General features: G+C 45.5%; 40 protein-coding genes. 20 read left to right on the top strand and 20 right to left on the bottom strand.

The window, feature by feature from the left end; genetic code table 11:
• The first annotated feature begins 72 nt into the window (after positions 1-72).
• The 4 genes from ICN18_RS10440 to ICN18_RS04060 are packed head-to-tail and all read left to right on the top strand — an operon-like array spanning position 73 to position 2,620.
• Complete coding sequence (locus ICN18_RS10440) at positions 73-279, top strand: hypothetical protein (RefSeq protein ID WP_255532060.1); 207 nt, start codon at positions 73-75, stop codon at positions 277-279.
• Entirely contained in the window at positions 272-850 is a 579-nt protein-coding gene (locus tag ICN18_RS04050) for a GspH/FimT family pseudopilin (protein WP_255532061.1), read from the top strand. Before ICN18_RS10440 ends, ICN18_RS04050 begins: the two co-directional genes overlap by 8 nt.
• 17 nt (positions 851-867) lie before the next feature.
• Positions 868-1,986 (top strand): bifunctional diaminohydroxyphosphoribosylaminopyrimidine deaminase/5-amino-6-(5-phosphoribosylamino)uracil reductase RibD, encoded by a 1,119-nt coding sequence (gene ribD / locus ICN18_RS04055; RefSeq protein WP_216189194.1) that lies wholly within the window; start codon positions 868-870, stop codon positions 1,984-1,986.
• 16 nt (positions 1,987-2,002) lie between these two features.
• The gene (locus tag ICN18_RS04060) at positions 2,003-2,620 is read left to right on the top strand and encodes a riboflavin synthase (RefSeq protein ID WP_216189195.1); all 618 of its coding nucleotides are present in this window, start codon (positions 2,003-2,005) and stop codon (positions 2,618-2,620) included.
• 8 nt (positions 2,621-2,628) lie between these two features.
• Here ICN18_RS04060 and ICN18_RS04065 read toward each other — a convergent pair whose 3' ends face one another.
• The 9 genes from ICN18_RS04065 to tolQ all read right to left on the bottom strand — a co-directional run bounded on the left by ICN18_RS04065 (position 2,629) and on the right by tolQ (position 8,645).
• Entirely contained in the window at positions 2,629-2,919 is a 291-nt protein-coding gene (locus tag ICN18_RS04065; RefSeq protein ID WP_216189196.1) for a type II toxin-antitoxin system RelE family toxin, read from the bottom strand.
• Positions 2,906-3,160 carry a type II toxin-antitoxin system prevent-host-death family antitoxin gene (locus tag ICN18_RS04070; RefSeq protein WP_215362623.1) on the bottom strand — a complete coding sequence of 85 codons (255 nt, stop codon included), beginning with the start codon at positions 3,158-3,160 and terminating at the stop codon, positions 2,906-2,908. The genes ICN18_RS04065 and ICN18_RS04070 overlap by 14 nt, the downstream gene beginning before the upstream one ends.
• Positions 3,161-3,266: 106 nt before the next feature.
• Positions 3,267-4,001: a 7-cyano-7-deazaguanine synthase QueC gene (gene queC / locus ICN18_RS04075; protein ID WP_216189197.1), complete on the bottom strand. Its 735-nt coding sequence runs from the start codon at positions 3,999-4,001 to the stop codon at positions 3,267-3,269.
• 10 nt (positions 4,002-4,011) lie between these two features.
• Positions 4,012-4,743, bottom strand: a complete 732-nt coding sequence (gene ybgF / locus ICN18_RS04080) for a tol-pal system protein YbgF (protein WP_216189198.1) — start codon at positions 4,741-4,743, stop codon at positions 4,012-4,014.
• Positions 4,743-5,243, bottom strand: a complete 501-nt coding sequence (pal, locus tag ICN18_RS04085) for a peptidoglycan-associated lipoprotein Pal (RefSeq protein ID WP_216189199.1) — start codon at positions 5,241-5,243, stop codon at positions 4,743-4,745. Before pal ends, ybgF begins: the two co-directional genes overlap by 1 nt.
• 129 nt (positions 5,244-5,372) lie before the next feature.
• On the bottom strand, positions 5,373-6,695 hold the full coding sequence (gene tolB / locus ICN18_RS04090; protein WP_216189200.1) for a Tol-Pal system beta propeller repeat protein TolB: 1,323 nt from the start codon (positions 6,693-6,695) through the stop codon (positions 5,373-5,375).
• 3 nt (positions 6,696-6,698) lie between these two features.
• Positions 6,699-7,526 carry an energy transducer TonB gene (locus tag ICN18_RS04095; protein WP_216189201.1) on the bottom strand — a complete coding sequence of 276 codons (828 nt, stop codon included), beginning with the start codon at positions 7,524-7,526 and terminating at the stop codon, positions 6,699-6,701.
• 23 nt (positions 7,527-7,549) lie between these two features.
• Positions 7,550-7,969: a protein TolR gene (gene tolR, locus ICN18_RS04100; RefSeq protein ID WP_216189202.1), complete on the bottom strand. Its 420-nt coding sequence runs from the start codon at positions 7,967-7,969 to the stop codon at positions 7,550-7,552.
• A gap of 19 nt (positions 7,970-7,988) precedes the next feature.
• Positions 7,989-8,645 carry a protein TolQ gene (gene tolQ, locus ICN18_RS04105; RefSeq protein WP_215392052.1) on the bottom strand — a complete coding sequence of 219 codons (657 nt, stop codon included), beginning with the start codon at positions 8,643-8,645 and terminating at the stop codon, positions 7,989-7,991.
• Positions 8,646-8,721: 76 nt separating this feature from the next.
• On the opposite strand from tolQ, the gene glyA reads away from it, so the two are divergent.
• Positions 8,722-9,966: a serine hydroxymethyltransferase gene (glyA, locus tag ICN18_RS04110; protein ID WP_216189203.1), complete on the top strand. Its 1,245-nt coding sequence runs from the start codon at positions 8,722-8,724 to the stop codon at positions 9,964-9,966.
• 46 nt (positions 9,967-10,012) lie between these two features.
• Entirely contained in the window at positions 10,013-10,459 is a 447-nt protein-coding gene (nrdR, locus tag ICN18_RS04115) for a transcriptional regulator NrdR (protein WP_215360817.1), read from the top strand.
• Positions 10,460-10,467: 8 nt separating this feature from the next.
• Here nrdR and ICN18_RS04120 read toward each other — a convergent pair whose 3' ends face one another.
• The 8 genes from ICN18_RS04120 to ICN18_RS04155 all read right to left on the bottom strand — a co-directional run bounded on the left by ICN18_RS04120 (position 10,468) and on the right by ICN18_RS04155 (position 15,310).
• Positions 10,468-10,785 carry a helix-turn-helix domain-containing protein gene (locus ICN18_RS04120; protein WP_216189204.1) on the bottom strand — a complete coding sequence of 106 codons (318 nt, stop codon included), beginning with the start codon at positions 10,783-10,785 and terminating at the stop codon, positions 10,468-10,470.
• On the bottom strand, positions 10,775-11,161 hold the full coding sequence (locus ICN18_RS04125; RefSeq protein ID WP_216189205.1) for a type II toxin-antitoxin system RelE/ParE family toxin: 387 nt from the start codon (positions 11,159-11,161) through the stop codon (positions 10,775-10,777). The genes ICN18_RS04120 and ICN18_RS04125 overlap by 11 nt, the downstream gene beginning before the upstream one ends.
• A 101-nt stretch (positions 11,162-11,262) precedes the next feature.
• A complete protein-coding gene (adk, locus tag ICN18_RS04130; RefSeq protein WP_216189206.1) occupies positions 11,263-11,928 on the bottom strand; it encodes an adenylate kinase in 666 nt (221 codons plus the stop codon).
• A 114-nt stretch (positions 11,929-12,042) separates the two neighbouring features.
• The gene (gene kdsB / locus ICN18_RS04135) at positions 12,043-12,807 is read right to left on the bottom strand and encodes a 3-deoxy-manno-octulosonate cytidylyltransferase (RefSeq protein WP_216189207.1); all 765 of its coding nucleotides are present in this window, start codon (positions 12,805-12,807) and stop codon (positions 12,043-12,045) included.
• Positions 12,808-12,828: 21 nt separating this feature from the next.
• Complete coding sequence (locus ICN18_RS04140) at positions 12,829-13,008, bottom strand: Trm112 family protein (RefSeq protein WP_216189208.1); 180 nt, start codon at positions 13,006-13,008, stop codon at positions 12,829-12,831.
• Positions 13,009-13,069: 61 nt separating this feature from the next.
• Positions 13,070-14,161 carry a tetraacyldisaccharide 4'-kinase gene (lpxK, locus tag ICN18_RS04145; RefSeq protein ID WP_216189209.1) on the bottom strand — a complete coding sequence of 364 codons (1,092 nt, stop codon included), beginning with the start codon at positions 14,159-14,161 and terminating at the stop codon, positions 13,070-13,072.
• A gap of 25 nt (positions 14,162-14,186) precedes the next feature.
• Complete coding sequence (locus ICN18_RS04150) at positions 14,187-14,663, bottom strand: ExbD/TolR family protein (RefSeq protein WP_216189210.1); 477 nt, start codon at positions 14,661-14,663, stop codon at positions 14,187-14,189.
• Complete coding sequence (locus ICN18_RS04155) at positions 14,660-15,310, bottom strand: MotA/TolQ/ExbB proton channel family protein (protein WP_216189211.1); 651 nt, start codon at positions 15,308-15,310, stop codon at positions 14,660-14,662. The genes ICN18_RS04150 and ICN18_RS04155 overlap by 4 nt, the downstream gene beginning before the upstream one ends.
• 324 nt (positions 15,311-15,634) lie before the next feature.
• Between ICN18_RS04155 and xseA the strand changes: the two genes are divergently transcribed.
• From xseA to ICN18_RS04175, 4 genes are read left to right on the top strand one after another with little or no spacing between them, the layout of a single operon-like run.
• Entirely contained in the window at positions 15,635-16,858 is a 1,224-nt protein-coding gene (gene xseA / locus ICN18_RS04160) for an exodeoxyribonuclease VII large subunit (protein ID WP_216189212.1), read from the top strand.
• Between the two features lie 43 nt (positions 16,859-16,901).
• Positions 16,902-17,144 (top strand): type II toxin-antitoxin system Phd/YefM family antitoxin, encoded by a 243-nt coding sequence (locus ICN18_RS04165; RefSeq protein ID WP_216189213.1) that lies wholly within the window; start codon positions 16,902-16,904, stop codon positions 17,142-17,144.
• On the top strand, positions 17,138-17,401 hold the full coding sequence (locus ICN18_RS04170) for a Txe/YoeB family addiction module toxin (protein ID WP_216859965.1): 264 nt from the start codon (positions 17,138-17,140) through the stop codon (positions 17,399-17,401). The genes ICN18_RS04165 and ICN18_RS04170 overlap by 7 nt, the downstream gene beginning before the upstream one ends.
• A 25-nt stretch (positions 17,402-17,426) precedes the next feature.
• Positions 17,427-19,457, top strand: coding sequence for an NHL repeat-containing protein (locus ICN18_RS04175; protein ID WP_216189214.1), 2,031 nt, complete (start codon positions 17,427-17,429; stop codon positions 19,455-19,457).
• Between the two features lie 3 nt (positions 19,458-19,460).
• On the opposite strand, the gene ICN18_RS04180 is transcribed toward ICN18_RS04175, so the two are convergent.
• The 3 genes from ICN18_RS04180 to murB form a co-directional block, all read right to left on the bottom strand.
• Positions 19,461-19,880: a type II toxin-antitoxin system HicB family antitoxin gene (locus ICN18_RS04180; protein WP_255532062.1), complete on the bottom strand. Its 420-nt coding sequence runs from the start codon at positions 19,878-19,880 to the stop codon at positions 19,461-19,463.
• An 8-nt stretch (positions 19,881-19,888) separates the two neighbouring features.
• Positions 19,889-20,068 carry a type II toxin-antitoxin system HicA family toxin gene (locus tag ICN18_RS04185; RefSeq protein ID WP_216189216.1) on the bottom strand — a complete coding sequence of 60 codons (180 nt, stop codon included), beginning with the start codon at positions 20,066-20,068 and terminating at the stop codon, positions 19,889-19,891.
• A gap of 155 nt (positions 20,069-20,223) precedes the next feature.
• The gene (gene murB / locus ICN18_RS04190) at positions 20,224-21,261 is read right to left on the bottom strand and encodes a UDP-N-acetylmuramate dehydrogenase (RefSeq protein ID WP_216189217.1); all 1,038 of its coding nucleotides are present in this window, start codon (positions 21,259-21,261) and stop codon (positions 20,224-20,226) included.
• A 130-nt stretch (positions 21,262-21,391) separates the two neighbouring features.
• On the opposite strand from murB, the gene ICN18_RS04195 reads away from it, so the two are divergent.
• The 10 genes from ICN18_RS04195 to ICN18_RS04240 all read left to right on the top strand — a co-directional run bounded on the left by ICN18_RS04195 (position 21,392) and on the right by ICN18_RS04240 (position 26,481).
• Positions 21,392-21,877, top strand: coding sequence for a YajQ family cyclic di-GMP-binding protein (locus ICN18_RS04195; protein ID WP_216189218.1), 486 nt, complete (start codon positions 21,392-21,394; stop codon positions 21,875-21,877).
• Between the two features lie 42 nt (positions 21,878-21,919).
• Positions 21,920-22,078 (top strand): CopG family antitoxin, encoded by a 159-nt coding sequence (locus tag ICN18_RS10505; protein WP_369411867.1) that lies wholly within the window; start codon positions 21,920-21,922, stop codon positions 22,076-22,078.
• Between the two features lie 86 nt (positions 22,079-22,164).
• On the top strand, positions 22,165-22,446 hold the full coding sequence (locus ICN18_RS04205) for a hypothetical protein (protein WP_216189492.1): 282 nt from the start codon (positions 22,165-22,167) through the stop codon (positions 22,444-22,446).
• A complete protein-coding gene (locus ICN18_RS04210) occupies positions 22,443-22,856 on the top strand; it encodes a type II toxin-antitoxin system PemK/MazF family toxin (protein ID WP_216189220.1) in 414 nt (137 codons plus the stop codon). Before ICN18_RS04205 ends, ICN18_RS04210 begins: the two co-directional genes overlap by 4 nt.
• Position 22,857: 1 nt before the next feature.
• Positions 22,858-23,781: a site-specific tyrosine recombinase XerD gene (gene xerD / locus ICN18_RS04215; protein ID WP_216189221.1), complete on the top strand. Its 924-nt coding sequence runs from the start codon at positions 22,858-22,860 to the stop codon at positions 23,779-23,781.
• A gap of 43 nt (positions 23,782-23,824) precedes the next feature.
• On the top strand, positions 23,825-24,457 hold the full coding sequence (plsY, locus tag ICN18_RS04220; RefSeq protein ID WP_216189222.1) for a glycerol-3-phosphate 1-O-acyltransferase PlsY: 633 nt from the start codon (positions 23,825-23,827) through the stop codon (positions 24,455-24,457).
• Between the two features lie 98 nt (positions 24,458-24,555).
• A complete protein-coding gene (locus ICN18_RS04225) occupies positions 24,556-24,927 on the top strand; it encodes an MAPEG family protein (protein WP_216189223.1) in 372 nt (123 codons plus the stop codon).
• Between the two features lie 41 nt (positions 24,928-24,968).
• Positions 24,969-25,766, top strand: coding sequence for a GTP cyclohydrolase I (gene folE / locus ICN18_RS04230; protein ID WP_216189224.1), 798 nt, complete (start codon positions 24,969-24,971; stop codon positions 25,764-25,766).
• A 3-nt stretch (positions 25,767-25,769) separates the two neighbouring features.
• A complete protein-coding gene (locus tag ICN18_RS04235) occupies positions 25,770-25,988 on the top strand; it encodes a hypothetical protein (RefSeq protein WP_255532106.1) in 219 nt (72 codons plus the stop codon).
• Between the two features lie 184 nt (positions 25,989-26,172).
• Complete coding sequence (locus ICN18_RS04240) at positions 26,173-26,481, top strand: high-potential iron-sulfur protein (RefSeq protein ID WP_215362647.1); 309 nt, start codon at positions 26,173-26,175, stop codon at positions 26,479-26,481.
• Positions 26,482-26,565: the final 84 nt, after the last annotated feature.

Raw genomic sequence — 26,565 nt, forward strand, 5'->3', positions numbered from 1 at the left:
AATTATTTGGAGAGGTTGAATGCATTACGTATCGTAGAAGTACACACTATGGAAATTGCTCAGAAACATTTCATGGCTTCTGAAAAACTAGTCTTAGAGTGCGAGCAAAACATTACCAATATTTCAAACTTAGAAGAGAATGCATGCTTTATTCAGTCTGCAGGAAAAAATCGGTGGCTGATTTCGAGTAAAGAAAAGCCAGCAATACAGATCGGTGTTTTCATCGATGAAAAAACGGGCGTTGCAACTCGCGTCAACTGGCGACAAGTGTTTGAATAAATCCAATCTATATTTACGGCGATCCATTGATGCAAAAAATGGATTTAGTTTGCTAGAACTCATGGCGGTAGTTTTAATCATTGCGATTGCTGCTATGACGACGATGCCTTTATTGCAAGAACAAATCGCAGCTCGAGAAATCGAAACCATTGCTAGAAGATTTATTTTGCACGCCCATTTAGCTCGTCAGCAGGCTTTGCATTTAGGCCGCCCCGTGCTCCTTGCACCTATTTCTGGTGACCGGTGGGAGGAGGGGTGGGTGGTTAAAAGTGCTTGTAGCGGAAAGCCCGTAATAGCCGGTTGCATTGATAAGTCCTGGATCTCACAGGCAAGGATTAGCCCTATTTACTTTCAGGGTGGCGGCAAGCAATTCATTGACCCCAATTCTGGCAAGAGAGGCATTCTATTTAATGCGGCAGGCGCTGCTAAAACGGCCCAAGGCGGGTTTGTGGCGAATCGATTAATCCTGGGTCACAGCAGAGCCCCGGGCGTGGAGCGCCAAATGATTTTGGGCAGCGGAGGACGTTGGCGGATCTGTGACCCAGCTAGAGATGCAAAGCGTTGCCATTGAATGGTTTAATAGACCCCATGTACAGCGCAGTTGACCACCAGTTTATGAGCGAGGCAATAGCCGAGGCTCACAAAGCACTTTATTTATCCAACCCCAATCCTAGAGTGGGTTGCGTCATCGTTAAAGATGGCCAAGTCATTGGAAAAGGTTTTACACAAAAGGTGGGTAGCGCTCATGCTGAGGTGCAAGCCTTGGCTAATGCCAAATCCCTCGGAAATGATCCTACTGGTGCAACTGTGTACGTCACACTTGAGCCTTGTAGTCACACGGGACGTACACCACCCTGCGTAGATGCATTGATTGCAGCAAAACCGGCAGTTGTATTTGTGGCGATGACTGACCCCAATCCTTTGGTGGCTGGCAAAGGTCTAGAGCGACTAAAAGCTGCGGGAATTAAAGTGCACTCTGGGTTAATGGAGGTCGAAGCACGTTCCTTAAACCCAGGATTTATTTCACGAATGACGCGTGGCTTGCCTTGGGTGCGTATGAAGATTGCGGCAAGCTTAGATGGCAAAACTGCCTTGCCCGATGGCCGCAGTCAATGGATTACAGGACCACTTGCTAGGGCTGATGGTCATCACTGGCGTGCACAAGCTTGCGCGATTGTCACAGGTGTTGGCACAGTAAAAGAAGATGATCCAAGTCTCAATGTGAGAGAAGTAGAGACCCAAAGACAGCCCGCTCGAATCATTATTGATTCCAAGCTGGAAACACCAACTAACGCGAAGATCTTGCAAAACCCAGAGCAGTCTGGCATTTTGATCGTCTGTGCAAATTTAGATAACCCTGAGATGCAAGCAAAAGCGAAGGCTTTTGAAGTGCAGGGTATTCAGGTGATTGCGATGGCTAATGCATTTGGTAAGGTTGATCTACCAAGTTTGTTTTCCTATCTCGCTAAAGAGCGTGAGATGAATGAAATTCATATCGAATCTGGATTTAAGCTCAATGGCTCAATGCTCAAAGAGAATTGTGTAGATGAGTTACTACTCTACTACGCCCCATTTTTGATGGGTGATGGTATTGGAATAGCGAATGTCGGTCTCTTAAATGATTTGGGCCAGCGCCAGAACTGGCAGATTATTGATCAAGCGCTTTTTGGTCCGGATCTGCGTTTACGTTTAATTAAAAATAGCTAAGAACTAAAATCTCTCTATGTTTACAGGAATCATTACCGCCATCGGTCAAATCAAAAGCGCCCAAGCTAAGGGTGACGGCCTTCATCTTCTCGTAGAGGTGCCAGACGGTTATTTGGACGATGTGGTCTTGGGTGACAGTATTGCTATTCAGGGTGCCTGCATGACAGCTATCCAATTAACAAGCAATTCTTTTGCTCTCGATATTTCTCGTGAGTCTTTGAATAAAACGGTTGGTCTAGATCAAGTTGGCCCAGTTAACCTTGAGAAGGCAATGCGTCTCAACGATCGCTTGGGTGGTCATTTAGTCAGCGGGCATGTGGACGGCGTTGGCAAAGTCGCTCACTTTGCTCAAGTGGTAAACGATGCTTATGGCTCTTGGTTGCTTCGTATCGAAGCACCAAAAGAACTGGCGCAATACTTGGCTTACAAAGGCTCTATCGTTGTCAATGGTGTATCGCTGACAGTGAACCAAACTGAAGACACAGCAAATTCTTGCATTATCAATATCAATATCATTCCACATACTCTGGAAAACACCACGCTGGGTAATCTCAAGCAGGGTGATGCAGTGAATTTGGAAGTAGATTTAATTGCACGCTATGTAGCACGTATGCTTCAGACGCAAGAAAAGTAATTTTTTACTTATTTCCTGCTATCTGCTTTTCGGTATACGGCATCTTGATCGCGCTTACCTACTGCAATTACTAGAACTACAAGTTTGTGATCAATAACTTCATAAACTAATCTATAGCCAACAGCTCTAAGTTTAATTTTATAAAAGTTGTCTAGATCACCATGTAGCTTTGCAGAGGCCACTCTCGGATTAATAAGACGTTTTTGTAATTGTTTTTTAAATTGTTCTTTTATTGAGTTGTCTAATTTTTGCCATTCTTTTAATGCAAGCGCATGAAACTCAAGATTAAAGCTCTTCAAGCTTCACTTTCACTGTTTTTCCACCCTTACGAGCCTGAATAGTTTTGATGAGTGATACATCATCAATTAAGTCGAGCAAAGCCTCGTATGCCTTAGCGGATAGTAGGTAGGCTTCGGGCTTGTTGTGGTTTAAGACGGCCACAGGAAGATCTCCTGCAATCTCCATGATCTTGCTTGGATTACGTCTCAAATCAGTCATGCTGACGGTGGTTTTTGCGTGAATTGTTTGTGTAAGGCTCATATAAAAATACCCATAATTTAGTGCATTATTATGTGCTTTTTAATAAATGTCAAACACAAAAAAATAGGGCCTAATGGCCCTAAGGGTTTATTCAAATTAAAGGGGTTTATCTATAGCGGGTCGGGTCAGTTAGGTTAGCCTGCTGAAACCCTACTTGCCTTAGGCGGCAAGACTCACATTCACCGCAGGCTTCGCCTAAATCATTCGCTTGATAGCAAGAAACAGTTTGCGAATAGTCCACACCCATGGTGCTGCCTAATTGAATGATTTGCGCTTTGGTCAGATTGATAATCGGCGCATGTACTCTAAAACGATTTGCATCATTGATGGCTTCTACACCTGCTTTTGTAGCAAGGTTGGCCATGTGCTCAAAAGAAGCGACATACTCTGGGCGACAATCGGGGTAGCCCGAATAGTCCACTGAGTTAGCGCCATAGAAAATATCAAGGCCACCCAATGACTCTGCCCAGCCTAAGGCGAGTGATAACAAAATCGTATTGCGCGCCGGAACATAAGTGACGGGGATTTCTTGATCTTTGCCTGGGGTAGTTGGAACTGCAATCGATGAATCAGTTAAGGCAGAGCCCCCAAAACGGGTGAGATCTAGATTGACCACCTCATGCCTTGCCACTCCGATTTGCTTAGCAATATGTTTTGCCGCTGCTAGCTCAGAAGAGTGACGCTGACCATAGCCTACGGATAGTGCATAGGGCGTATATCCAAGGTCTTTCGCAAGCGCTAGAACAGTAGTGGAGTCTAGGCCACCAGAAAACAAGATGACCGCAGGAGCGCCCGCTTTACGGGGCGCCAGAGATTCAAATGCGGCAGAAAGCTTAGACATAGAGGATTAATTACTTAGCGCCAGCAATCAGTTGCTGCGCATCCTTAGCTGCATCTGTATCTGGATACTTGGCAATAATGTCGCTAAATGTTTTTTTAGCTGCCGCTTTGTTGCCGCTTTCTAATTGGGCGTTACCTAAAGTCACCATTGCTGCAGGAATACGTGGGTGGTTTGGATAGCGTTTAATCAGGCTTTGGAGTTGATTGATTGCGCCAGCATATTCTTTATTGGCATATTTGCTATTGCCGCTCCAGTAGAGAGCGAGTGGTAAGTAGGGACTCTTTGGATACTTCGCTATGAATGCAGCAAAGTTATCGTCAGCTTTTTTCAGATTACCCGCCTGAAATGCTTTTAACGCATCGTCGTAAGCTTTCTTCTCACCAGGCTGAACTGTGCCTGAGACGCCTTCAATAGTTATAGTGCGTGGCTCAAAATTACCTAGACGTGAATCGAGATCTTGGTAGTAAGTTTTCTGACTAGTGCTAATGTCTTCACCTTGCTTTTCAAGCTCCTCTACCTTACCGCGTAACTCTGCATTTTCTGTTTTGAGTTTGTCGATTTGGCCTTGTAACTCAAGCTGGGTAGTAGCTAGAGACTTACGTAGATCCAAAATAGCCTTGCGTGCCTCATCGTCAGAGAAGAGAGCCCACGCGCTGTTAGAGGCGCCCAAGCAAATGAGTGCAGCACTTAAACAAAACGCTCGTGAGAGCGTTTGTTTTACTGAGTGAGAAAGCATCTTCATTAGTTAGTGATGTAAACAATATCAGCCCGGCGATTTTCTGCCCAAGCTGCTTCATTATCACCTTCTGCTTTTGGCTTCTCTTTGCCAAAACTGACTGCTTCCATTTGATCGTCAGAGACGCCCATCAAATTTAATGATTTGCGAACTGCATCAGAACGACGTTGGCCAAGTGCCAAGTTATATTCGGCTGTGCCGCGTTCATCGGTATTACCTTGAATAATGATCTTTTGCTTTGGGTTTGCTTTTAAGTAGCTCGCGTGGGCAGACAACATTTTTTGATATTTAGTCTGAACGGTGTATTCATCGAAGCCGAAGTAAACACTCTTCTCGAAAAGTGGGCTGCTTGGATCATTCCATGGCTGTGAGCCAAATTTGCCGCTACCGCTGCCATTAGCGCCGTCTGTATCGTCTAACTTAACGCTAGAGCAAGCGGCCATCAGAAATGCGGTGGCACCGATGAGGGCAAATGTCGCTGCGCGACGTGCGATAGAAATCTTCATGAATTTTTCCTTTTTCCTACGGGCTGAATCTATAAATGAATCAATAGACAATATTATGCCCCCAAGAACATCAAAAGTGACTATTTCAACCGCTAAAAAGGGGTTTAGGCACTATTGCTGGTTATGGACTTAGTCCATAAAAGGACCCCAAGATGGCTGACGCACGTCAGATCCTGGAATGCTCAATACTTGTTTGGAGTTGCCATCGACTGAAACAGCAGCCAGCACTCGTTTGCCACCCACCTTGGTGGAATACAGAACATAGCGGCCATTGGCAGCAAAGGAAGGGGATTCATCACTGGTGCCATCGGTTAGTGCCTGAGCATCACCGGTAGCGAGATTCAAAATATAGAGACGATAGGCGCCACCGATATTGGCGATGTATGCCAAATACTTGCCATCTGGTGAGATACGAGGTGATGTCACGAAACCTTGTTTGAAGGTAACGCGTTTTACGCCCTCAGCTTGTTCGCCATCTGCACTCATGCGATAGATTTGTGGGTTGCCACCACGATCACTCGTGAAATAAATATAGCGACCATCAGCGGAGTACTGTGGTTCAGTGTCAATCGTGTTGCCACGAGTTAAGCGATGCAATCCTGTGCCGTCTGCATTAATGCCGTAGATCTGAGTATTACCATCTTTAGATAATGAGATGGCTAATTTCTTGCCATCAGGAGACCATGCTGGCGCACTGTTATTGCCCTTTTGATTTGAAAGAGAAATGCGACGACCGGTTGCGAGCTCATGAACATAAATGACTGGCTTACGATCTTCAAAGGAAACGTAGGCAACCTTCTTGCCATCAGGAGACCATGACGGAGAAATAATGGGCTCGCCACTATTCATCGCATTACGAATGTTTTGACCATCAGCGTCAGAGATCACCAGGCGATAGCGCTTGCCATCCTTGATGACATAAGAGAGGCGGGTTGAGAATACGCCACGTTCACCGAGTAACTTGAAGATGATGTCATCGGCAATCTTGTGCGCAGCTGCACGTAAATTATCTGTACTTGAGTTGAGATTTAAGCCGCCCAGACTTTGGGATTTGCGAACATCAAATAACTTGTAGTGAATATCGAACTGGTTGTTGCCGGTTTGGACAACAGAGCCAACCACGAGTGCATCGGCGCCACGTGCAGCCCATGATTTGTAATTTGGTGTGCCCTCATCACTCTCAACAGCATTGCCATTTTCGGTATTTTTAAAATAACCACTACGAGCTAAATCTTGACGAATGATTTCGGTGACGCTGGTAGGTAATTTATTTTCATCTTTAAAACGCATCACTGCGATTGGGTAGAGTGATTGACCTACGCCAGTGATTTCGATGTTCATTTGCGCATGTGCGGGTGTCGCCATGCCAATGAATAGCGCAAACATGACCAAGCTAAAAGAATTCAGTTGTGATGCCAGTTTCTGTATCTGTCTTTTTGCTATTTGCAACATGCATTAATCCTTGGGTTTAAAAGTCAGCTTTACTTCGCGTTGAGGAATTTTGCCATTGTCGTCTTTTGGCAGGCTCTCTGCACGTGAAAGAGCGAGTAAGACCGCGCGATCCCAACCGGCATTACCGCTAGAGGACTGAATGCTGGTGCTCAAAATAGCCCCATCTGGCGCAAGGTTCACCAAAATGACGGCTGCAGGGTTGCCGCTCACTGACTCTGGGTTGAAGACGATCAATGGCTTGACCTTCTTGATGACTTTATCGGTCCAGCCCGGAGGTGCATTGCCCCCGCCACCAACACCACTGCCAACTGTGCCGCCACTACCACCTTCAGCACCAGCAGCTGCACGTAAACGCGCTAATTGATCGGCACGTGCTTTTTCTGCTGCGGCATTGGCTTTAGTTTCAGTAGGTGATTGTGCTTTAGGTGCTTCAGCTTTCTTAGGCTCTTCCTTCTTCGGCTCTTTTTCTTTAGCCTTCTCCTTAGGTGGAGGAGGTTTCACTGGCTTTGGTTTCTCTTTCACCACTTCTTTTTTAGGCGGTTCTTTCTCTACCTTCTTTTTCTTGATGGCGATATCAGCAGCTTCTTCTTTAACTTCCGTTTTTAGCTCTGGTTCTGGTGGAGTTTCTACTTGAGGAGCAGAGTCCCAAAGTTCAACCTCAACTCCAGATGAAGTGCTGTTATTCCAACTAATACCAATCATCAAAAAAGCGAGTAAACCTAAATGCGCTATTAACGAAAAAGTAAATGCGCGCTTAGTACTTTCTTGTTTCGTAAAACGTCCTCGCTTGAATTGCGAGAGGGGTGACTGAAAAGTAGGTGCGCTATTCATGAGCAGCTATGAAGGCCAGAGCCTTACTGGGTCTTGACCGCGAGGCCGACACGCTTCACGCCATTCTCTTTTAGTTTGGACATGACTTCCATGACCGTTTCATATTTGATGGATTTATCTGCGGCAATCACAATCGGCTGTTCGGCAGATTTTTCTGCTTGCGACCGGGCAAAGGCGCCAAGTTCAAATTTATTCAAGGTTTGTGTTGGGTCGCCATCTTTGCGCACGATGACATTTTCGTTGGCATCGATTGTTAAAAATATTGGAGGTAAAGATTGCACTTTTGCGCCACCAACGGTTGGCAGGTTTACGACGCCAGGATTTACCATTGGTGCAGTGACCATAAAGATCACGAGCAATACCAACATGACGTCGATATAAGGAACGACGTTAATGTCAGACATTGCCCGACGTTTATTTTTGCGTAATGAAGATCCAGCCATAATTTTCTTATCGGTTCAATCAGCGTCCAGCAGTTTGACGCTGCAAGATATTCGTAAACTCTTCAATAAAAGTTTCAAAGCGAATCGACAGGCGATCAACATCAGTTGCAGCGCGGTTGTAAGCAACCACTGCAGGAATAGCAGCAAACAAACCAATTGCTGTGGCAATCAAAGCTTCTGCAATACCAGGAGCTACTGCAGAAAGAGTCGCGTTCTGAACATTGGCTAGGCCGCGGAAGGAGTGCATGATCCCCCAGACGGTGCCAAAAAGGCCGATGTAGGGGGAAACTGAGCCTACGGATGCTAAGAAGGGCAAATTAGCCTCTAAAAGGTCCATTTCACGCTGGTAGGTGGCTTTCATGGCACGGCGGGCGGCGTCAATCTCGCGACCCTTGGTGAACTCTTGCATTCCAGCCTCGAAGATGTGCTCCAGGACGGCGTCACTGCGGGTATTGCGCTGGGCGGCCTCCAGAAGGGTGTTGAGGTCTCCACCGGCCCAAAAATCGCGCTCAAAGCGCTCGGTGTCCTGGCGGACCCCCCGCAAAACAGCCGTTTTCTTGAAAATAATGGTCCAAGAAGCTACTGACATGCTGAGTAATAACAACATTACCAACTGTACTAATAGGCTGGCATTGAGGACTAGGGAGAGGAATGAGAGGTCTTGTGTGGAGGTCATGGTGGATTTTGTATGATGTAGGTTGATTTTACTAAGTTAATTAACGCAGCAATCCAACTTCTTCAGGATTATCACCATGTTTGACCGTCAAAACACTTTAGCCAAAACCGATCCCCAATTATGGGCAGCCATTCAGAACGAAAACAAGCGTCAGGAAGACCATATCGAGCTGATTGCTTCTGAGAACTACACCTCACCAGCAGTAATGGAGGCTCAAGGCTCTCAGTTGACCAATAAGTACGCTGAAGGCTATCCAGGCAAGCGTTACTACGGCGGTTGTGAATTCGTGGACGTTGCTGAGCAATTGGCGATTGATCGCGTTAAAGCATTATTTGGTGCTGAAGCGGCAAACGTACAACCCCATTGCGGAGCATCTGCTAACCAAGCAGTGTTTCTGGCTTTCTTAAAACCGGGTGATACCTTCATGGGTATGAGTCTTGCCGAAGGCGGTCACTTGACCCACGGCATGGCTTTAAACATGAGTGGTAAATGGTTTAACCCAATCGCATACGGTCTCGATAAAAACGAAGAGATCGATTACGAGCAAATGGAACGTCTCGCGCGTGAGCACAAACCAAAACTCATTATTGCTGGTGCCTCTGCTTACTCTCTAAAAATTGATTTTGAGCGCATTGGTAAATTGGCAAAAGAAGTTGGCGCGATTTTCATGGTCGACATGGCGCACTATGCTGGCTTAGTTGCAGCTGGTGTTTATCCAAACCCAGTGCCACATGCAGACATCGTTACCTCTACTACTCACAAGAGCTTGCGCGGCCCACGTGGCGGCATCATTTTGATGAAGGCTGAGCACGAGAAGGCAATTAATTCTGCAGTCTTCCCAGGCTTACAGGGCGGCCCTTTGATGCATGTGATCGCAGGTAAGGCAGCAGCGTTCAAAGAGGCTCAGGAACCTAGCTTTATCGATTACCAAAAGCAGGTAGTTGCTAATGCAAAAGCGCTTGCAGAAACTTTAATTGCACGTGGTTTGCGAATTGTTTCTGGAGGTACTGATTCTCACGTGATGTTGGTAGATTTACGTGCTAAGAAAATGACCGGTAAAGAAGCTGAACGTGTCTTAGGTGAAGCGCATATCACTTGTAATAAGAACGGTATTCCAAACGATCCAGAAAAACCAATGGTGACTAGTGGTATTCGTTTAGGCTCACCTGCGATGACTACACGTGGATTTAAAGAAGCAGAAGCAAGACAAGTGGGTAACTTTATTGCGGATGTTTTGGACAATCCAAATGATGCAGACAATATCGCTAAGGTACGCGCTCAAGTTGCTGAATTGACTAAGCGCTTCCCGGTTTACGGTTAAGCCCCAATTAAGCACTATCTACCTCAATTAAGAAAAGAAGAGTTCATTGCGCTGCCCTTTTTGCCATAACGAAGATACCCAGGTTCTAGATACCCGGGTATCTGACGAGGGCGACACTATTCGTCGCCGTCGACGTTGTGCCAAGTGCGACAAGCGCTTTACAACCTATGAACGTGTTGAGTTGGCGCTCCCGGCAATCGTTAAAAAGAACGGTAGCCGGGTCGAATATAGTCACGATAAGTTGGCTAGCTCAATCAAACTTGCGTTACGTAAGCGCCCAGTCTCTTCGGACTCTGTAGATGAATCTATTGCTCGCATTGAAGAAAAGCTCCTCAGTCTTGGCGAAAAAGAGATTCCTAGTGAGCGTGTGGGTGAGCTGGTAATGCGTGAACTCAAGCGTCTTGATAAGGTGGCTTATATTCGTTTTGCTTCGGTTTACAGAAGCTTTGCCGATATCGAGTCTTTTGAGAGCGCTTTAAAAGAGTTAAAGTAATCTAGGTTTTATAGAACTACGCCCAAGCCTTTTCTCTCAATCAGAGATAAAAGCTTCAAAGATGGCCCGCTCGGGCTTTTGTCTCCAGCTTCCCATTTTTGAACAGTCGAAAGGCTAGCGTTAATCGTCACAGCAAATACTGCTTGGCTAAGATGGGTTTTTACACGTAATCGTTTGATTCGATTAGGGCTCATGGGTTTTACATCAAGGTTATGAAGGGCTTCAAACTCCTCCAAACTCCTCTTGGTAATGACGCCAGCCTGATGCAAGCCCAGAACAGTTTCTTGCATCTCTTGAATAATTCGACTTTTCTTATTATTTTTCATCGATTTTTAATTCCTTTAATTGGTTGGCATAAATGGCCGCCTCTATTTCTTGGTCAGACAAATGGAGCAATCTCTTGGCGGTTTCTTGTAAAGAGAGCAGCTCATCATTGCTGATGTTTGACCTTTCATTTTTTGAAAACCCAAATATCAAATACCACCGTTTTAAAAGTTTAGTGGCCACAATGATTCTGGCGCCACTCCTTTTCCCCATACCAGGAAGCTTCACCCGTTTTTTATAAACATTACAGCCAAGGTCGGCATCAACAAGCCCTTTTTCCATTTCTTCGACCGCTTCTAATAACTGGTGATTATTTAAATCATTTTTATTTAGCCATCGTGAAAAAGTTTTTGTTTTTAAGATGCGTTTTTTGGTCATCTAAAAATATACCACTTAGTGGTATAGATATATTAACCCATATCTTGACAATGAAAAAGGGGTTGCCGAAGCAACCCCTTTTTGGAAGGCTAATAAGCGTGTTATTTCAATTCAGCAAAAATAGAAGCAGTAATGTCTTCAACGCTACCAGTACCGCTTACCTTGCGATAGGCTGGCGCTTTTACCTTGTCTGCTGGGCTGCCTTGCGCAGCCCAAGATGAGTAGTACTCAACTAGTGGACGGGTTTGATCATCGTAAACCTGCAAACGCTTGCGCACGGTTTCTTCTTTGTCATCATCACGCTGAATGAGGTCGTCGCCAGTGACATCATCTTTGCCTGCAACCTTTGGTGGGTTGTATTTGATGTGATAAGTGCGGCCTGAAGCTGGATGAACACGACGTCCACCCATGCGATCAATGATGGCATCAAATGGCACGTCGATTTCTAATACGTAATCAATTGGCACGCCAGCATCTTTCATGGCTTGTGCTTGAGGAATAGTTCTTGGAAAACCATCGAACAAATAACCTTTGCTGCAATCTGGTTGGGTCAAGCGATCTTTTACGAGTCCAATGATGATGTCATCAGAAACGAGGCCACCCGCATCCATAATTTTTTTAGCAGCAACGCCGAGTTCAGTTCCCGCTTTCACAGCAGCACGCAACATATCGCCTGTGGAAATTTGTGGAATTGCGAACTTTTCGCAAATGAACTGAGCTTGTGTGCCTTTTCCAGCACCTGGTGCACCGAGCAGAATCAACCGCATTGTTTTCCCCTTAGAAGAGCTGACATTGTCCCGTATTTTGTTGGGATCTTATATACCTATTGCCTAGGATTATCCCCGAGAAGCTTAAAGCTAGCGGGGCATTGGCTTATTGGCTTAGGAGCGAGCTAGTAGCTGGCGCACTCTTTCAAGGTCTTCTGGGGTGTCTACCCCAGCTGGCGGAGCTTCTGAGGCGGTATGAACCGCTATGCGGTAACCATTCCAGAGGGCGCGGAGCTGTTCTAGGGCTTCAGCCTGCTCTGGAGGCGCTGCCTCTAGACGGGTATAGGCCTGTAAAAAGTCGGCTCGGTAGGCGTAGATGCCTAGGTGGCGTAAATGCTCAGTTTTTTGACTTGCCCCTGCATCTCTCACAAAGGGAATCGGCGCTCTTGAAAAATACAACGCCTCACCTGATCGATTGAGAACGACTTTCACCACATTGGGATTATTGATCTCTGCATCATCGGTAATAGGAACGGCAACCGTGGAGATAGCACACTGCTCATGTGCTGCCAAAGTGCTGGCAACTTGATTAATCAATTCTGGTGGAATCAGTGGCTCATCACCTTGCACATTCACGATCAATGTATTGCTAGGTAGCTTTAATAATTGCGCAACCTCAGCAATGCGATCGGTTCCGGTTGGGTGATTCTCGCTAGTGAGTAAACACTCGATGCGATGCTCATCGCAAGCTGCTTGTATTTCTGGCGAATCAGTCGCCACCACAACACTTTGCGCAAGTGATTGCTTAGCACGTTCAGCAACTCGAATCACCATCGGTTTGCCACCAATGTCTGCCAAGGGTTTGCGCGGTAAGCGAGTCGATCCCAGTCTAGCTGGAATCACCACTAAAAAATCAGGAGCCTTAGAGTCAGCGTTCATTAAAGAGTGATGTGTATTTAATTAATTGATTTCATCAGCACTCATGCTGCGCGCTTCATCGACGAGCATGACGGGAACATCATCGCGTATAGGGTAGGCCAAGCGATCGGCTTTGCAAATCAGCTCATGTTTATCGGCATCTAAATGCAGTTGGCTTTTGCATAAAGGGCAAACCAAAATATCGAGCAGTCGTTTATCCATGATTTCTTTGATAGTCAGTCTAAGTAAGTGATGACACAGTGTAGTGCTATGTATGCCTAAGCTACAAGGTGTAGCGGTAGGGGTCAGGTCTTTGCAGGATGGATTGCAGCCAATCAGCCAAACTGTCTGGCAAAGACAGCTTCATCGGTACCACCCAAATGCGATCATCAGAAATGCCTGCACACTTCACAGCATCCTTTTCGGTGATCAGGATGCATTGCGCGTTGATCTTCTCAAAGAACTCAGGGTTATATTTAGCGTGATCGGGCAATGAAATCGTTTTACCGGCAATACCTTGTTTCAGTAGATCGTCAAAAAAGCGCTGTGGATTGCCTAGTGCAGCAACAGCGGTAATCTTATTGGGCAAATAGCTATCGGCAACTTGAGCAAGCGACTGTGTATTTGTTGGGTTGATCAATTGATAAGCATTCTCTAAATTACCCAAGAGTGAGAATGCGCGACGTCCTAAAAAGTATTCATCTTGTGGGCCAAGCTTAGATTCAATACCTTTTGCTTTTCCTGTAAATAAGGTGGCATCACGCTCACGTGTAGCGGGTTCACGTAAAGGACCGGCAGGTAATAGAAAACGATTGCCTTCGCCACGCCCATCACGAACTACGAATTCGATATCACGTCCGCCTTCGCGAGCAGGCCAGCGAGCTAGGCCGCTATGTTGCAGGCCATCATCACTAATGATCACATTTACATCTGGAGAACGTTTGAGTAAGGCCCGAATACTTTTTTGACGCTTTGGAAAAACCCAGATTGGAAATTGATTATGCGTACGTTTGGCAATTAAGACTGGTTCATCGCCAACTAAGTCGGGATCAGAGCTGCTGTTAACTTGCAGTGGTGAAGTTTGTGAAGAGGAGCCGTAGCCTCTACTGATAATTCCGGGTCTCCATCCGAGTTGCTGCAAGCGTTCTGCTAGTGCAATGACGATAGGCGTCTTTCCAGTTCCGCCTACGCGAATATTGCCCACAATGATTACCGGCACTGGCGCAGGCTTGAGTTTTACTAGGCCCGTATCCTGAATTAATTTACGAACACGCACCACCAAGCCATAGACCCAAGAGAGCGGCCACAGCAATAAGCTGGTAGGACCACGCCTTTCCCAGAACTTGGGTGCTTTACGGAAAAAAGAAAATGACATGAGGAATGGTTTCTTAAATCGGTAATTATTTCTTGGCTTGGTTATTGGATTGGCTGCTAAAGACAATATTGGAGAGATTGGCATCTCGCGCCGCTTCAAGTGCGCTCATCACGGCTTGATGGGGTGCTTTAGCATCTGCATCAATATTCACCTGCAGGGGGCTGCTACCTTCCTTTTGGCCACTTTGCCCATTGAGCTGAGTTAATGCACTGCTTAACTGAGAGCGATCGGTGACTTTGCCATTAACCGCAAAGCGACCATCACGACTGACTGCAATATGAATTTGTTTTAATTCTGTCTGGCTCTCACTGCCGTTAGCAGTTGGCAAAGTAATTGCGAGTTCTTGGTAACGAGTAAAGGTAGTGGAGATCATCAAAAAGATCAGCACTACCAACAACACATCAATAAACGGAATGAGATTAATTTCTGGTTCTATAGATGTAGTACTGCTGCCCAGAGAAAACTTTCTCTTTGCGTGTGGATGCAAATCTAACCAACTCATTTAGAAGTGCCAACAGCGTCGCTGGGGTAAAGTTTCTTAAATAGTTGGCGAGTAAATTCTTCACACTCGCGTTGACGTTGGTTTGCCATTGCACGCAAACCACGCCAAGCGGCTAATGCGGGAATCGCAATCAATAATCCAAATGCAGTGTTGTATAGAGCAACAGAAATTCCGTGGGCTAATTGTTGGGGGCTGCCAGCGGCACCATTGATTGCACCCTGACTACCAAAGATTTCAATCATGCCAACCACTGTGCCAAATAAACCCAACAATGGGGCGATCGTGGCAATCGTTGCTAGTGCGCCTAGGTAGCGGTCTAGCTTGAGCCAAGTGGTCTGTGCAGTAGCTTGCAATTCTTCTAGCGCTGAATCTGGACTGCTTCCGCACAATTTCTCTTTGAGAGTGCAGGCGAGCAAGGGACTTACGGGCGAGAGATTTGATAATTGAGCAATTTGTTGCTCAGAAATACTGGATTTAGCCCCAAGCATTTGATTGGCAAGGGAAAAAGTAGTTTCTAGGCAGTTTTTGGGGAAAATATGTGTTTGTCGCAAATACCAGCCACGCTCTAAGGCGATAGCCAGGCCCAAAATAGAAATAATAAGGAGGGGCCAAATAGGCCAGCCAGCGGATAGTAAGATGGAGTACATAAGCTCAGTACTTTAGCTGAATTAAAAAGCCTGTTTCAGAAAGCTAGCCTGTGGATAACTCTGTGCAAAACTTTTTTGGAATGGAGCTGTAAGTCCTTGATTGATGGTGAGGGTAGTAGAAAATGGGTTTAATTGCAGTTTTAAGCCCGAATTAATTGTTATATAAATCAATGGCTTATAAATAGCATGTTGGATTTATGAGACGTTTTGGGTCAGTAATTACTTACTTAATAGCATTAAGCCTGGGGTGCAGTGCTGGCTGTGGGTAACTGTGAATCGTTTTTTGCCCTTCAAGCCAGATGGCTGTGTGATTAAAGAGAAAAAATGTCGGAAACGTCAGAAAAATTAAGAGAAATTCTCAGTGTTGGCGATCTAAACCGCGCCATTGCCGCCTCTTTGGAGGATCGTTTCGATACCGTCTGGGTCAGCGGGGAGATTTCAAACTTCAAAGCTTATGACAGCGGGCACTGGTATTTCTCGTTAAAGGACGCAGAAGGGCAGATTCGTTGCGTCATGTTCCGAGGCCGCAATGGCCAGGTTGGCTTTATGCCGCAATCTGGGGATTTGGTAGAAGTCAGTGCCAGCTTGGGTATGTATGTTCCGCGTGGGGATATTCAGCTGACGATTCAGACTTTGCGTCGTGCCGGCATGGGTGGGTTATACGAAGCCTTCTTAAAGCTCAAAGCCAAACTGGCCAAAGAGGGTTTGTTTGATGACGAGCGTAAACGCGAGCTACCATCGCACCCAAGATCAATTGGCATCATCACATCACCGCAGGCGGCGGCACTTAAAGATGTCCTAAGCACTTTAGCCAGAAGAGCGCCGCATATTCCAATTGTGATTTATCCAACTTTGGTACAAGGTCCCGATGCGCCTGCCGGAATTATTTCCGCACTCAAGGCTGCGGAAAAAGAAAATGCAGTCGATGTTATTTTGTTGGTACGTGGTGGTGGCAGCATTGAAGATCTTTGGGCGTTCAATGATGAGCAATTGGCATACGCAATTGCAGACTCATTTATTCCGGTGGTGAGCGGTGTTGGCCATGAAACGGATTTCACAATTGCTGATTTTGTTGCTGACTTGCGTGCTCCAACGCCGACTGGTGCAGCAGAATTAGCGGCGCCACGACGAGATCAAATGCTGCAAGAGCTCGATGCCATCATGCAGGCATTGCTGCAGCGAGTAAGTCAACGAGTTGAGCGCGAAGCACAAACTCTCGATCAATTGGCGCTCAGGCTGAGTCATGCTCTGCCTAATCCAGATCGAATGAGAGAGCAAATCAATGGATGGCAGCAACGATTAAATCAGGCATGGTCAGTGCGCATGGAGAATTGGAAGCGCAATCAATCGCATTATCAATCTCAGTTAGAAATGCTGAATCCTCAGCGCACATTAGAGCGTGGATATGCGGTAATTCTGAGTAAAGGTGATGATGAGCTTCATGCAATTCGTAATCCTAGAGAGCTCAATTCTGAAAATGTATACCAAGTTCAATTGGCTGAAGGGCAGGCGGAAGTTCGATTGGCTGACGTCAAAGTGCACTCTTGACAAAGCGTACGCTTTTACGTACCATGCGATAAAGGGGTAAATCATGACTACGTTAACTGCAAGCGAAGCGCGCGCCGGTCTGTATCGTTTAATAGATCAGGCGGCACAGTCTCATAAGCCAGTCATTATTTCTGGCAAAAGGGCCAATGCTGTTTTGGTTTCTGAAGAGGATTGGAGTGCAATTCAAGAAACTCTTTATCTTCTTGCTGTGCCTGGTATGCGTGAATCAATTAAAGATGCAATGGCAGAGCCTCTTGCAAAAAGCAAGGGTGTATTGAAATGGTGAAATGGAGTTTGGTTTACTCTAAATACGCCATTAAAGATGCTAAAAAAATTTCTGCAGCTGGGTTAAAAGAAAAAGCTCAGATACTGCTTGATCTGCTTGCGGTAGATCCACTCCAAAACCCTCCGCCATATGAAAAATTGGTTGGGGATTTAAAGGGGGCTTATTCTCGAAGGATTAACATACAACATCGACTGGTGTATGAAATATTCCGAAAAGAAAAGGCTGTGCGTATATTAAGAATGTGGACTCATTACTAATAGGCGTTAATTTACAAAGATCAACATGCTAAATCAAATCAAAACAAGTTTATGCGCTGTTGTCTTGTTGACAGTTGCAGCCTGTTTATCCGGCTGCCCTAGTAGTGGTTCCTCAGGCAATGAAACAGTCATCAACGGTGCGGTCAGTTCGGGCGGAGGTTCCCCTCCTCAAGCTATCACTGGAGCTACGGTTACGGTTTATCAAATTCAGTCGGGCACACCATCGGTAGTTACTCAGACTACTTCGGATGGCGCAGGTAATTTTTCTGTAAAGGTGCCTAGCAATTCCGCCAACACGACTAGCAATCCCATTACTTACTATGTGGTTGCGAGCAAGTCCCCCAATATTCAGCTCATGGCAAGCTTAGGTACAGGGCCAATATCGTCCGTACGTATCAACGAGCTTACGACGGTGGCATCTGCATATGCTTTTGCGCAATTATTTCGTAACGATTATTCGGTTGGGGGGAGCGCTCTTCCATTAAGTATTGCAGCGGGTATGGCTGAGAATTTAGTTTCTGCGCGATCGGGTTCTGCATCCACCGTCATTCAAACTTCACCGAATGGATATGAAACCAATACCTGGAGTGCGCTTGGAACATTGGCCAATGTCTTGGCAGGTTGTACTCAAGGAGTGGCTAATGCATGTACCAACCTATTTGCTTTAACACCTTCAACAAACGGCATCACCCCTACAAATACTTTGCAGGCAATTGTGAACATTGCCTTAAATCCCACAGTGAATGTCAGCGGCATCTACAACCTAGGAAGTGTGGTGACAAGCTACACGCCAGCGCTTACTGCGAACCAGGGGCCGAATTCGTCTGCGCCACTGCAAAAGCTCGATGCTTGGACGATGGCAGTCAAGGTCAATAACACTGGCAGTAGTGCCTGTCCTTTTGGTGGTCCAGCTAACGTGGCATTTGATGCCAATGGGTATGCGTGGATCAATAACAACGTGATTCAAGGAACACCAAATTCTACAAACTGTTTAGTAGTCCTGAAGCCTAATGGGCAGCCGGCTAATGGCCTTGTTAATGGATCCAACTCGACACCAAGCTCGCCTATTACTGGTGGCGGTATTTTGGGTTCCGGCTTTGGCATTGCAATTGATAAGCTGGGTTACATTTGGTCGGGAAGCTTTGGTTGGGGGAATAACCTCCCTACAAGCGGAGCGGTAGCAAAACTATCCTCACTTGGAGTTCCAGTTTCTCCGGATGCCGGATACACCGCTGGTTTATTGCGAGTGCAAGGTACTGCGGTTGATCAATCTAACAACATTTGGATGTCTAGCTATGGCAATAATGCTGTGGTGGTTTATCCAAATCAAACTACCAGTCCTGTAAGTTATGCGGATAGCAATGTAGAGCCTTTTGGCATGGCTATCAGTAGTGATGGTTATGCCTGGGTTACCTACACAGGCTCAGACACAGTATCCAAATTGCGCTACAGCAATGGTGGAATTTCAAAATTATTTACAGTCCCATTACCAAGTGGCAGCAATCCAAAAGGTGTAGCCGTAGATTCGCTCGGCAATGCTTGGGTTGCAGCGGGGTCCACTTCTACTGTTTATGCAATTAACTCGAGCGGTACGATTGTAGGAACGTATACAGGACAGGGCATTAATGGACCATGGGGTGTTTCGTTGGATGCCAAAGGAAATGTCTGGGTTGCTAATTTTGGAACAGCAGCCCCAAGCAGTCGCTATAGCGTTGTGCAACTCTGTGGCGCAAGCTCAAATTGTCCTTACGGTGTAGCAATGGGGGCTGCAATTTCTCCAAGCACTGGTTACACATTGCCCTCTGGAGGTAGCCAGGTTTTACTGAGCTCTGGACAACCTTTATACGGAACAGGCGCACCTCCATCCTATTTGCCATTGATGCGATTGACTTCAGTTAATACGGATATGGCTGGAAATGTTTGGGCGGCAAATAATTGGAAGCCATCTGGTTTAAATGACATTCTTTTGAATCCGGGCGGTGACGGTATGGTGATTTTTGTAGGGGTTGCCGCACCTACCAAAGCGCCTAGCTTGGGACCGGCACAAGCGCCCTAAGTTTCAAGCTGCTACTGTTATTTCGATATGACAGCCGAGCGCATTTGCCGCAGATTCAATCTGATCAAATTTAGAAGAATGTTTGAGATCAAACAAGCGATCGATCTGCGGCATATGCCAACCCAGACGACGTGCTAATTCAGTCTTTTTAATGCCCTGATCCATCATGGCCTTATAGATGCCAAGTTTGGCTGATTCAAGTGCTGATGGGCTGATTAATTTTTGACCACGCTTTGCTTTGCTTGGCTTAGGCAGTGGCTTGCGAGAATCCACATAAAAAGATAGACCAGTCTCCAAAGCTTCAACAGCCTTCTCAAATGCTTCCGACTCATTCTTGCCGAAAGTAATGGCTTCAGGAATATCGCTGAATGTTACGAGTATGCTGCGGCCATCTTTAGCGAATGTTGCTGGGTATCTAAACATATATTCCATTATTTCAAGCCCAATTGACGTTTAATAGCTGCCTCTAAACCTTTGCCGAGTTCAGTCGTTCCATGCATTGGTAAAGAGGATTGTTTGCCTTTTAGAAACACTTTTAAATGCGATCCTTTGCCCGGGAGAAACGTGGCGCCTTGTAGTTCAAGCCACTTTTTCATTTGTTTTGAGTTCATGCAAATGTTAACATATATGTTGTGTTTTGTAGTGCTGAGAAGCAGTCGTACACATTTGAGATTGGCTTGGAGCCGGATATTATCTTTGATTGAATTACCCCTATTCAAGGTATGGGGCTTGCTTACCTCACTAGGGGTGAGGTTAATGTAAGTGGCTACAAGATATTTGGTTCAATTTGTAGGCTGACACCAAACTCTGTGTGCACTTTGTCTTGGATGCATTTGGCTAATCCGATTATGTCTTGAGCGGTGCCACCACCATGATTCACTAGCACGAGCGCTTGATTTTCATAAACGCCAACAGGACCCATGCGTTGGCCTTTAAATCCGCATTGATCAATCAGCCAACCCGCTGCAAGCTTACGTTTACCGTCCGCGTCTGGATAAGACACTAGATTTGTATGTAGCTTAAGTAAAGTTTCATACTGTTCATTTGGAACAATGGGGTTCTGAAAGAAGCTGCCGGCATTACCAATGACTTTTGGATCGGGTAACTTTTGTGTGCGAATTCTACAAACCGCTAAAAAGATATCTTCAGGGCTAGGACTAGATCTTTCAGGAAATTGTTTTGCTAAGTCGGCGTAATGGATACGCGCTTCCCATGCTTTCGGAATTCTAAAGACGACCTTTGTCACGATAAATCGATTGGGATTTTGCTTGAAGTAGCTATCGCGATAAGCAAAGTCGCATGCCTCTTGCGCTAGGGTGACAAAGGCTTGGGCCTGTGTATCAAAGGCTTCGATGCTGCTGATGTATTGGGAAACCTCAACTCCATAGGCGCCGATGTTTTGAATGGGCGCTGCACCTACTGTCCCTGGTATGAGGGCTAAGTTTTCCAGACCCGGCAAATCATTTTCCAGTGTCCAGGCTACGAGTTCATGCCAATTCACACCACCGCCAACTGCTAAGTAGGTATCTTTATTGTCGGAAGAAGTGATTTCTTGGCCGTCGATATTCATTAGAAGGGTGGCGCCTGGCAAAACATTGGGAAGAATGACATTACTGCCCCCACCCAAAACACGCCATACTAGTTTTTGCTCGGTAATGTCTGCGATGACCCCTGGAATTTGCTCGGGCGCGGTAATGTCATAGGCCAGTTCTGCGCTGGCATCAAAGCCAAAGGTGTTACGGTGCTTCAATCCCAAATTGGGGATTGATTTTGTGGGTTGGGGCGCATTTTGAGCACGGTTCATGCCACAATCTTATTCGTAAAAGAATCTGGAGCCTATTTTTTGGGTAGCAAAGCTGGAATAGACGACAAAATCTCTAGAAAATGCAAAATAGCTTTTATTTAAGAATATTGAAAATATATAGGGAGTAAAAATGCCAACATTTGACGTTGTATGCGAACCGGATATGGTTGAGCTCAAAAATGCCATTGAGCAATCTAATAAAGAAATTACAAACCGTTTTGACTTTAAGGGTTCTGATAGCCGCGTAGAGCAAAAAGATGAAGCACTCATCTTGTTTGGTGACGACGACTTTAAATTGGGTCAAGTACGTGACGTGCTCATTAACAAAATGGCTAAGCGTAATGTGGATGTGCGTTATCTCAAAGATGAAAAAACAGAAACCATTGGTAGCGATAAGCGCAAGCAGACCATGAAGATTCAAAAAGGCATCAATTCAGATCTAGCAAAAAAAGTGGTACGCATCATTAAAGATAGCAAGCTCAAAGTGCAAGCGAGTATTCAGGGTGATGCAGTGCGTGTCACTGGCGCTAAGCGTGATGACTTGCAAGAAACAATGGCTCTCCTCAAGAAAGAAGTGACCGAAGCGCCATTGGGCTTTAATAATTTCCGTGATTAAGAAGAGGCTTGGAGCGCAATGAAGGCAATTAAACCCATACCTATGTTTGCATCAGAGCTTGATGAAAGAAGGTTTTGGGAGGTCAATGATGCTTCTGATTATTTTGATTTAAATAAAGCATTTAGGGCGGCAATACCAAATCTAAGACCCCATTCTGCGACTATGAGGTCTCAAGATGGGGTGGTTTGCAAGTTCATTTAGAGCTTTATTAAATTAAGAAAGGGCGTAAAGATTGCGCTTGCACCAAAAATAGTATATATTTTATATATATGAAATAGTGAGGTGCCATGATGAGAGCTTCAAACGAAAACCTGTTGGTCAAATTCCGCACTAAAGACACCCAATTTGGCGTGACTCGAACAACGGTTAAAGCAATTGCTAAAGAACTCGATGTAAATGAAACACAGGTTATCCATATGGCCTTGTCAAAATTTGCTACTGATGTTTTACCTTCTTATGCTCCTGATGATGGTCCATTGACTGCAAAACAAATCTTGGCATTACGCAAGGATGCAGCCAAGCGCCTACCAAAAGGCAAGCTGCTTGCACGTGACACATTGTTTGTATGAGTCAGGCTTGGATGTTGCCGGCACCTGGCGATATCGTTTGGTGTTTGTTTCCCGAAGTTCCTAACATTGAACCGGGACCCAAACCCAGGCCAGCTATTGTCCTGAGTGTTGAGCATAGGGATGATGGCAATCAGGTCAGCGTGGTGTACGGAACATCCCAGAAACTGACTAGACTAAAAGCTGGTGAGGTAGCAATAACCCAGGCCAAGAATCCTGCTGCTTATGCGCTAGCTGGATTGGCTTACGACACAAAGTTTGACTTCAAGGTGATTGTAGATTTGCCGTGGTCTGAGCGCTACTTCAAAGTACCTGTTAGAAGCCCTCATGGCAATACGCCTAAGCTCGGCACTTTGCATGCAACCATTCTTCGCGCTGTTGAAGCGGCTTATCGTGCAGCATTAAACCAATAGGATGAAAGAAAATACACCTCAAATTTCATTATTAAGCCAAGAGGCTATTGAGCGCTTTTGTGATGCTTGCTGGCTAGAGGATGGACTTGCTCAAAATAGTCTGGCTGCATACCGCAGAGACTTGCTGCTATTAGCTCAGTGGCTTTATCAAGAGTCTGGCTCAGATCTGTATAGCATTACAGAAAAAGATCTCACTGCCTATATTGCACATCGTCGTGCTGATAAAGCAACTACTGCTAATCGACGTTTAACGGTTTTTAAGCGCTTCTATCGTCACGCACTGCGCATTAATTTAGTAAAGAGTGATCCTTGTATTGGATTGCGTGCCGCTAAACAAGCATTACGCTTTCCAAAAACACTGAGCGAGGATCAGGTAACGGCATTGCTCAATGCGCCTGATGTGGAAACGCCTTTAGGTTTGCGTGATCGAACGATGTTGGAGTTGATGTATGCCAGCGGTCTACGTGTTTCAGAAATTGTTTCTTTAAAAACCGTTGCCCTGGGTTTAAATGAGGGTGTAGTGAGGATCGTTAATGGCAAAGGTGGCAAAGAGCGTTTAGTGCCCTTTGGGGGTGAGGCAGGTCAGTGGTTAAGGCGTTATTTGGCAGAAGCGCGCACTCCTTTGTTGGAGGGTAAAACAACGGATGCCGTATTTGTTGGTCGCCATACCGGTACTGGCTTAACACGCCAGGCATTTTGGGCCTTGATTAAGCGTTATGCGACATTGGCCAATATTCCGGTGGCTTTATCGCCCCATACTCTGCGCCATGCTTTTGCTACCCATTTACTCAATCATGGGGCGGATTTAAGGGTGGTACAGCTTCTTTTAGGGCACGCTGATATCTCGACTACCCAGATCTACACCCATGTAGCTAGAGAAAGACTCAAATCGATACATCAGCAGCATCATCCGCGTGGATCTTAAGTTTTCCGCCAAAACCGCCCTCAGAAGTGTTTAAGATAGCGGTATGGAATTGACTCTAGATCTATTACTCATCCCCATTGCCTATTTAATAGGCTCCATTTCTTTTGCGGTGGTAGTGAGCAAATGTATGCGTTTACCCGATCCACATACCTACGGCTCTGGCAATCCAGGCGCAACCAATGTTTTGCGTACTGGAAACAAATTAGCTGCAGTGCTTACCTTGATTGGTGATGGCTTGAAGGGCTACTTTGCCGTGATGCTGGCACGCATATTGCTTGGTAATGACTCGCTGACATCTACTACGAATTCATGGCTCTTATGCGGAGTTGTATTGGCGGTTTTTTTAGGACACCTCTTCCCAATCTTTCATGGTTTTAAGGGTGGGAAGGGCGTTGCTACAGCATGCGGCATTTTGTTTGGTGTTAATTGGATTTTGGGCGCAGCAACTTTAGGTACGTGGATTATTGTGGCCACGTTTATGCGTTACTCCTCATTGGCTGCATTAGCTGCTGCAGTATTTGGACCCATCTATTTTGTCTTTTTGTTTGGCTTTCAGCCGATGGGCCTTGCTCTTCTGGTGGTCTGCGCGCTGCTGATTTGGCGTCACCGTACGAATATTCAAAATTTGATGAATGGTACTGAGAGTCGTATTGGTAGTAAGAAGACTCCCAAGTAATTCTGTAACTCAGTAACGCAGTAACTCAGTAACTCAGCAATTAAGTAAATAAGCAAATAAGTTCTTTATCAATCCTAAACCTCAACAGTAAGGCTGTCATGACAATCGCATATGCTTGTGTTCTCTTTATGGGCCTATTTCCCTATGTAGCCGCTGGTATCGCTAAAAAAGGTTTTGAGGGTTATGACAACAGCATGCCAAGACAATGGCTTGCTAAGCAAACCGGCTTTAGAGCGAGAGCCAATGCCGCACAGGCGAACTTGTTTGAGTCCTTACCCTTGTTCTTTGCTGCAGTGATTATTGCCTCTATTGCAAATGCCCCGCAAGCCAGAATTGATTTATTGGCGCTGGGTTTTGTTGCTGCTCGTATTGCTTACCTGATTTGTTATATCGCAAATTGGCCAACAACCCGCTCTATTGTTTGGTTGGTGGGAATCATTTGCGTGGTTGCTTTGTTTTTCCAGATTTAATAAAAAATTATCTATACAAAATTTGAGACAAGAAGGTACTGATGCCCGCTAAAAAAATAGCTAATAAAGCTGCTGCGAAGACTGTTAATAAGGCTAATACAAAGACGCCAAGTACGGTGGCAAAAAAGATAGCAAGCAAAAAAACGGTTACTAAAGATGATGGCGGAACACCATTATCAGTGGTTATTCGTCGTCGCATCGAGGCACAAAAAGCGCGCTTTCATGCAAATGACAATATTGCTGCATTCATTAAGCCAGGTGAGCTGGAAGGTTTAGTGGATGAGGTTGCAGAGAAGATGCAGGCTGTCCTAGAGAGTCTCGTTATCGATACAGAAAACGATCACAACACCAAAAATACCAGTCGCCGTGTAGCAAAGATGTATGTCCAGGAAGTATTTAATGGTCGTTATGTTGATCAGCCGACCTTAACAAAGTTCCCAAATGTGAGTCGCCTAAATGAGCTCATGATTATTGGACCTATAACCGTGCGTAGCGCCTGCTCTCATCATCTTTGCCCCATCATGGGCCGTATTTGGATTGGTGTATTGCCAAGCAAGGATTCGGCTTTAATTGGGCTATCTAAATATTCTCGCCTAACTGAGTGGGTCATGTGTCGCCCACAGATTCAGGAAGAGGCCGTAGTTGAGCTGGCAGATATGTTGGAGAAAAAGATTAAGCCAATCGGTGTTGCTGTGGTGATGGACGCAGATCACTTCTGCATGCAATGGCGCGGAGTCAAAGATCGTGACTCCAAGATGATCAATAGCGTGATGCGTGGAGCATTCTTAAAAGATTCCAATCTACGCAGAGAATTTCTTGCTTTGATAGATCGCAAATAAGAAGTGAATCAAATCATAATACGCATTCTTTCTTTGATGGTTTTTGCAGCCGCAATGATTTCTTGCACAAGTTTTCCATCCATAAATCAAGACCCCGCTAAAAATAATCAGATTTCATACAAGAAAGATTTGAAGGAGTGCCAGGAAGATTATCAAGAAACTCCTTCTGGAACCCATATCCGACAATGGATTAATTGCATGAAGCTCAAGGGCTGGAATTAATCGACGCTTTTAGTAGGAGATTTTATGAGAACAATTCTCATCTATATTCCTATATAAATCATTGACTTAGGTGGCAGCTAGCATCCCTAAATCTTCTCCACTATGATCTTCTCTAGTTTTCAAAGGTGCGTATTTATCTAAGATGCGCGTGCAAGTTAATCACTGATTTATTTTTGGAGAATCCATGAAAAATAGTCGTCGCCAATTTATGATTTTGTCTGCTGCTGGTGCCTGTACTTTGGCATTGAACGGTAAGGTTCAAGCTCAAGCAATGGTTGCAGAAACTGATCCACAAGCTGCTGCATTGGGTTACAAAGCAGATGCCTCCAAGGTAGATAAAGCAAAGTATGCTAAATACGCTGCTGGTCAACAATGTAGCAACTGTGCATTGTTCCAAGGTAAAGCGGATGCTGCTGCTGGTGGTTGCTCATTGTTTGCTGGTAAGCAAGTTGCTGGTAAGGGCTGGTGTTCTGCATACGCTAAGAAAGCTTAATTACAGCATTTTCTAGCAAACCCTTTTAGGGTAAACAAAAAAGCCACCATTTGAACTGACCCCCAGTAGTTGGGCAGTTTAGTT

Source organism: Polynucleobacter parvulilacunae (genome assembly GCF_018881715.1).
GTDB lineage: Bacteria > Pseudomonadota > Gammaproteobacteria > Burkholderiales > Burkholderiaceae > Polynucleobacter > Polynucleobacter parvulilacunae.